2 protein-coding genes are annotated in these 5746 nt (G+C 72.9%); both read left to right on the forward strand.

The annotated features are described in order from the left end of the window. Positions 1 to 281 precede the first annotated feature (281 nt). Positions 282 to 983: a TetR/AcrR family transcriptional regulator gene (locus AOK24_RS40875; RefSeq protein WP_055724970.1), complete on the forward strand. Its 702-nt coding sequence runs from the start codon at positions 282 to 284 to the stop codon at positions 981 to 983. 303 nt (positions 984 to 1286) lie between these two features. Then, positions 1287 to 5746, forward strand: a 4460-nt coding sequence (locus AOK24_RS40880) for a type I polyketide synthase (protein WP_206191352.1), incomplete at its 3' end; no start/stop codon positions are given.

Below are 5746 nucleotides of genomic sequence, written 5' to 3' on the forward strand. Positions count from 1 at the left end.
GTCCTGTCGTTCCCGGATGGCACCGAGGTGACCATCACGTGGGTCCTTTCTTCCTCTGCGGCTACGGCCTGGAAGGGGTGGGGGGAGGGGGCGCGGGCGGCTGACCTGCGGGGACGCCACGCTGCGAGGCCCTGGGGGAAGGCGTGGGAAGGCGTAGGGAGGCGCTCCCATTCTGGAGCGCTGCTCTTTTCCTGGAGCAGTGTTGCAGTGAGCACTGTCTCAAAGCAAGAGCGTTGCTCTCACTCTTGGTCGGTGCTTTACGGGATGGCAGACTGCTCGGTATGGACGTGATCCAAGGAGCCAAGGAGCGGGCCCGCGCGGAAGTCGCCCAGGCCATCAAGGAAGAGGCCCGCGCGCACCTCGCTACGGAAGGACCCGGCCGGCTCTCCCTGCGCGCCGTCGCACGCGAGCTGGGCATGGTCTCGTCGGCCCTCTACCGGTACTTCCCCAGCCGCGACGACCTGCTGACGGCCCTGATCGTCGACGCCTACGACGCGATCGGGTCCGCCGCCGAGACCGCGTACGCGCAGGCCGCCGGCTCCTCCCCGTGGGACACCTGGCACGCCACCTGCGGCGCCGTCCGCGCCTGGGCCCTCGCCCATCCCCACGAGTACGCCCTCATCTACGGCTCGCCCGTCCCCGGGTACGACGCCCCCCGGGACACGGTCGCGCCCGCGTCCCGGGTCGCCCTCGTCCTGCTGGACGTCCTGGACAACGCGTACGCCGCGGGGGCCCTGGCCATCCCCGTGCCGACCGGGGACGACGAGGCCGTCCTCGGCCCCGACGTCCTTCCCCTCCTCGCCGAACGCTCCCTGCCCGCCGGCGCGGTGACCTCCGCCGCAGCCGCCTGGGCCCAGCTCTTCGGGCTCATCAGCTTCGAGGTGCTGGGGCAGTTCAACCGGGTCGTCGACGACCGGGACGCGCTGTTCCGGCAGGGGGTCGCGGCGCTGGCACGGCAGGTGGGGCTGTCGGCGGAGCGGTAGCGGCACGGGAAGGGATCCTTCACGCCGGAAGTAGTTTTCGCCCCTCCCGTACCCATTCCCCGTCGTTACGTGCAGGTATCTTTTCCGCTCGATGAGAAGGCGGGTTGTGCGCGCTACAGAGTCGGATGCAAGCTCTGCGTGTCGACGTCGGAAGACCGGGAGACGGTAATCCTGGTGTTCAGCATGGTGTCGTCCGGTGTTTTCCCGCATTTCCCGATGGGCGGGTCTCTCCATGACCCGGCGGCATCCGGCGTCGGCTTCTAGGGCATTTACAGAATCGACGTTGGATCGAGGTACCGGTCAATGTCTGGAATGGCTGTCGTCGGCATGTCGTGCCGATTCCCCGGAGCCGCCAATATCGACGAGTTCTGGCAGATCCTGGTGAAAGCGGAACCACAGTTCGCGGCTGTTCCGGCATCCCGCTGGGACCACTCCGTGTATCACCGCCCGGGTGATTTCCGAGATCCGCACGCCGTTTACACGGACCAGGTCGCGTTCCTGGACGCCGTGGACCACTTCGCCCCCGCGCACTACGGAATCCCGCCGCGCCGGGCGAGAGTGATGGACCCGCAGGCGAAACTCTTCGTCGACCTCTCGCGGGAGGCCCTCCAGGACACCGGCTGGGAGCAGGACGGTTTCGACCGGTCCCGCACCGGGGTCTTCTGCGGCGTCTCCTCGATCGACCACCGGGACATCAGCGTCTCCCGCATCACCGCGAGCCTCCTCGCGGACGGCTCCCTGCACAACGGCGAGGGCGACCCGGACCTCATGGACCGCCTCCACGAGGCGACGGGCTCCTCGGTGATGCCGATGAACCCCTTCACGATCCCCAGCTGCCTCGCCAACATGATCCCGTGCACGGTCAGCGAGGTCCTCGACCTCGGCGGCCCGTCGATGTCCCTCGACGCGGCGTGCTCCTCCGCGCTCGTCGCCCTCGACACGGCCGTCAAGAGCCTCGCCACGGGCGCCTGCGACATCGCCCTCGTCGGCGGCGTCTACCTCAGCCTCACCCCCACCCCCCTGATCGGCTTCGCGCGGGCCGGCGCCATCTCCCGCGCGGGACGCTGCCGCCCCTTCGACGAACGCGCCGACGGATTCGTCCTCGGCGAGGGCGGCGCCACCCTCGTCCTGCGCCCCGTCGAGGACGCGATCGCGGCCGGCGACCGCATCTACGCCGTCGTCACCGGCGTCGGCTCCGCCAACGACGGGCGCGGCGGCGGGCCCATGACCCCGCAGGCCCAGGGACAGCTGGCGGCCCTGCGCGCCGCCTACAAGGACGCCGGGATCGGTATCGGCGACGTCGACCTGCTGGAGGCGCACGGCACCGGCACGCCCGTCGGCGACCGGACCGAGGTCGAGGCGATCGGCATGCTGCGCGCCGAGGAGGGCGCCGACCGGCCCTGCTACCTCGGCTCCTCGAAGGCCCTGATCGGCCACACCCTCTCCGCCGCGGGCGCGGCCGGCCTCGTCAAGGCGGCCCTCGCCGTCCACCACGGCGTCGTGCCCCCGCAGCCGGGGGAGATCCGCGTCAACGGCGAACTCCCCATCGACCGGGCCGGGCTGAGCCTGACGGCGACCGCGCGGGAGTGGCCGCACGACGGCGTGCGCCGGGCCGGCGTCAGCTCCTTCGGATTCGGCGGCACCAACGTGCACGCCGTCCTGGAGAGCACCCCGCAGACCACCGAGCCGGGGGACGAACGCCCCGACGAGCCCTGGCTGTTCCTGCTCTCCGCCGGCAGCGCCGAGGCCCTCGCCCAGTACGCCGACGTCCTGCACGACTCCCTCGTCCGCGACCCCTCCGCCACCCCAGAGGAGGTCGCCCGCACCCTCGCGACACGTGAACTCCTCACCGCCCGCCTGTCGTTCGTCGCCGCCGACCGCGACGAACTCCTCGACAAGCTCCGCCGGTCCGCGAGCCGCCTCGCGGACGGCGCCCTCGGCGAACTCGCCCCCGGCGTCCACGCCTCGGCGAAACCGCTGCCTCCCGAGGAGCGCCGGATCGCGTTCGCCTTCCCCGGCCAGGGCTCCCAGCGCCCCGGCATGCTCGCCGACCTCGCCCGCCGCTTCCCGTCCGTCGCCGCCCGGGCCGCCGAACTCGCCGCGGCCACCGCCGAGGACGCCCCCACCGTCGCCGAGTACCTCCCGGGCCTCCTGTGGGACGCCCACGATGACGACGACACCGAGGCACAGGCCGCCCTCACCGTCACCGACCTGTGCCAGCCCGGCCTCGGCATCACCGGCGTCACCACCATGGAACTCCTCGCCGCCTGCGGCGTCGAACCCGACCTCGCGGTGGGCCACAGCGTCGGCGAGTTCCCCGCAGCCGTCGCCGCCGGCGCCTTCGCACCCGAGGACGCCGTCCGGTTCATGGCCGTACGCGGCGCCGCCCTCGCCGCCGCCGTCCCCTCCGGCAGCGGCGCCATGCTCGCCGTCCAGGCACCCACCGCCGACGCCGAACGCCTCGCCGAAGCCGTCGAGGGCGTCTGGCCCGCCTGCTACAACCACGACGGCCAGGTCGTCTTCAGCGGCAGCGCCGAGGCCGCCGACGCCCTGCGCGAACACTGCGCCGCGAACGGCACCGCCGCCGTCCGCCTGCGCGTCTCCCACGCCTTCCACTCGCCCCTGGTCGCCGCCGCCGACGAGGTCATGGCCGACACCATCGCCGCCCTCCCGCTCACCGGACCCGCCCGCCCCTTCGTCTCCGGCGTCAGCGGCGCCCGGGCCGAACACCCCGACGGCATCAAGGAGCTGTGGGCCCGCCACAACACCGCGCCGGTCCGCTTCACCGACGCCGTCCGCACCGTCGCCGACTCCGGCACCGCCTTCCTCGTCCAGATCTACGGCGGCGACACGCTGCTGCGGATGGCCCGCCGCACACAGGCGGGCGCCGGGCTCGGCCTCGTGCCGCTCACAGTGTCCCGCGCCGACGACGGGCGCGCGCTGCTCACCGGGCTCGGGCGGCTCGCCGTCGCGGGCGTGCCGGTGAACACGGCGCCGCTGTTCGCCGGGGCCGGTGCGCGGCTGCTGTCCCTGCCGCCGTCGCCGCTCGCGACCGACGTCTACACGGTCCGTACGGGGGTCGGGCGGCCCCGGCGCGAGGCGGCCGAGCCGGTCGTCGTGGCCGCCGAGGTCGCTCACGCCGCAGGGTTCGCCGTCGGGGGCGTCGAGTCTGCCGGGGTGCCGCTGCGCGCCGTCATTCCTTCCCCCGTCCCCGCCACGTCCCACCAGAACGGAGAGCCTCGGATGAGCGGACTCATCGAGTTCCTGCACGCCCAGGTGTCGCTGCTCCAGTCCTTCGACCCGGCCGCCGCGCGCACCCTGCCCCTCCCGGCGGTCCCGGTGCCTCCCGCGACCGTCCAGGAGGCCGCGCCCGCCGCTGTCCTCGCCCCCGCGCCGGCCGACGCTGCGGTGCCCGAGGACGTCTCCGGCATCGTCATCGACGCGATCACCAAGGTCAGCGCCTACCCGCAGGACTTCCTGCGCCCCGAGCACGTCTTCGCCACCGACCTCGGCTTCGACTCGATCATGCTCGCCGAACTCGCCACGCGGCTGCGCAGGCAGTGGCCGCACCTGGAGGTCAAGGCCGCCGAGATGATGGAGATCGCGTCCGTCGGCGACCTGGTGCGGACGGTGGAGAGCCGGCTCGGCACGCGGTCCGCCGCGCCGTCCATGTCGCCGTCCGCCGCGCCGTCCGTGCAGCGGACGATCATCCCGAGCCCCAAGCCCGCGCCTGCTCCCGTCGCCCCCGCGCCTGTCGCCCCCGCTCCCGTCGCCGCCCCGGACCGGAGCGAGGCCGCCGACGTACGGCTCTTCCCCGAGGTCCGCGCCTCCCTGGAGCGCAAGGCCAACCTGGAGGCGTCCGGGGTCGTCAACCCGTACTTCCTGCGCCACGAGGGCACCATCCGCGACACCAGCCGGGTCGGTGACCACGAGCTGATCTCCTTCTCCAGCTACAACTACCTCGGCCTGTCCGGGCACCCCGAGGTCGCCGCCGCGATCCAGGAGGCGGTCGCCCGCTACGGCTCCTCCGTCTCCGCCGCGCGCATCCTGTCCGGCAACCGGCCGCTGCACGACGAACTCGACCAGGGGCTCGCCGAACTCGTCGGCGCGCAGGCCGCGGTGAGCCTCGTCAGCGGACACGCCACCAACGTCACCGTCATCGGCCACCTCATGGGCCCCGAGGACCTGATCCTGCACGACGCGCTCGCGCACGACAGCATCATCCAGGGCTGCCGGCAGTCCGGCGCCGCGCGCCAGCCGTTCCCGCACAACGACCTCGCCGCCCTCGACCGGATCCTCGGCCACGTCCGGGGCACCTACCGGCGCGTCCTGATCGTCGTCGAAGGCGTCTACAGCATGGACGGCGACACCGCCGACCTGCCCGCCCTCGTCGCCGTCAAGCAGAAGCACGACGCGCTCCTCATGGTCGACGAGGCGCACAGCATCGGCGTCATGGGCAAGACCGGCGGCGGCATGGCCCAGCACTCCGGCGTCAACCCCGACGACGTCGACGTCTGGATGGGCACGCTCTCCAAGTCCCTGGCCAGCTGCGGCGGTTACGTCGCCGGACGCCACGAGCTCATCGAGCACTTCCGGTACACGCTCCCCGGCTTCGTCTTCAGCGCCGGGCTGCCCCCGGCGTCCACCGCCGCCGCGCTCACCGCACTGCGCCTGATCCGCGAGGAGCCCGAGCGCGTCACCCGCCTCCCCCGCGAGCTTGAGGAAGAGCGCCGCGTTGTCGTGGAGGCGGGTCACGCGCTCGG

It is taken from the genome of Streptomyces niveiscabiei (assembly GCF_001419795.1).
Taxonomy (GTDB): Bacteria; Actinomycetota; Actinomycetes; order Streptomycetales; family Streptomycetaceae; genus Streptomyces; species Streptomyces niveiscabiei.

Excerpts from the sequence above, each read along its gene's own strand:
- AOK24_RS40875 (WP_055724970.1), top strand. The coding sequence starts at position 282 with ATGGACGTGATCCAAGGAGCCAAGGAGCGGGCCCGCGCGGAAGTCGCC.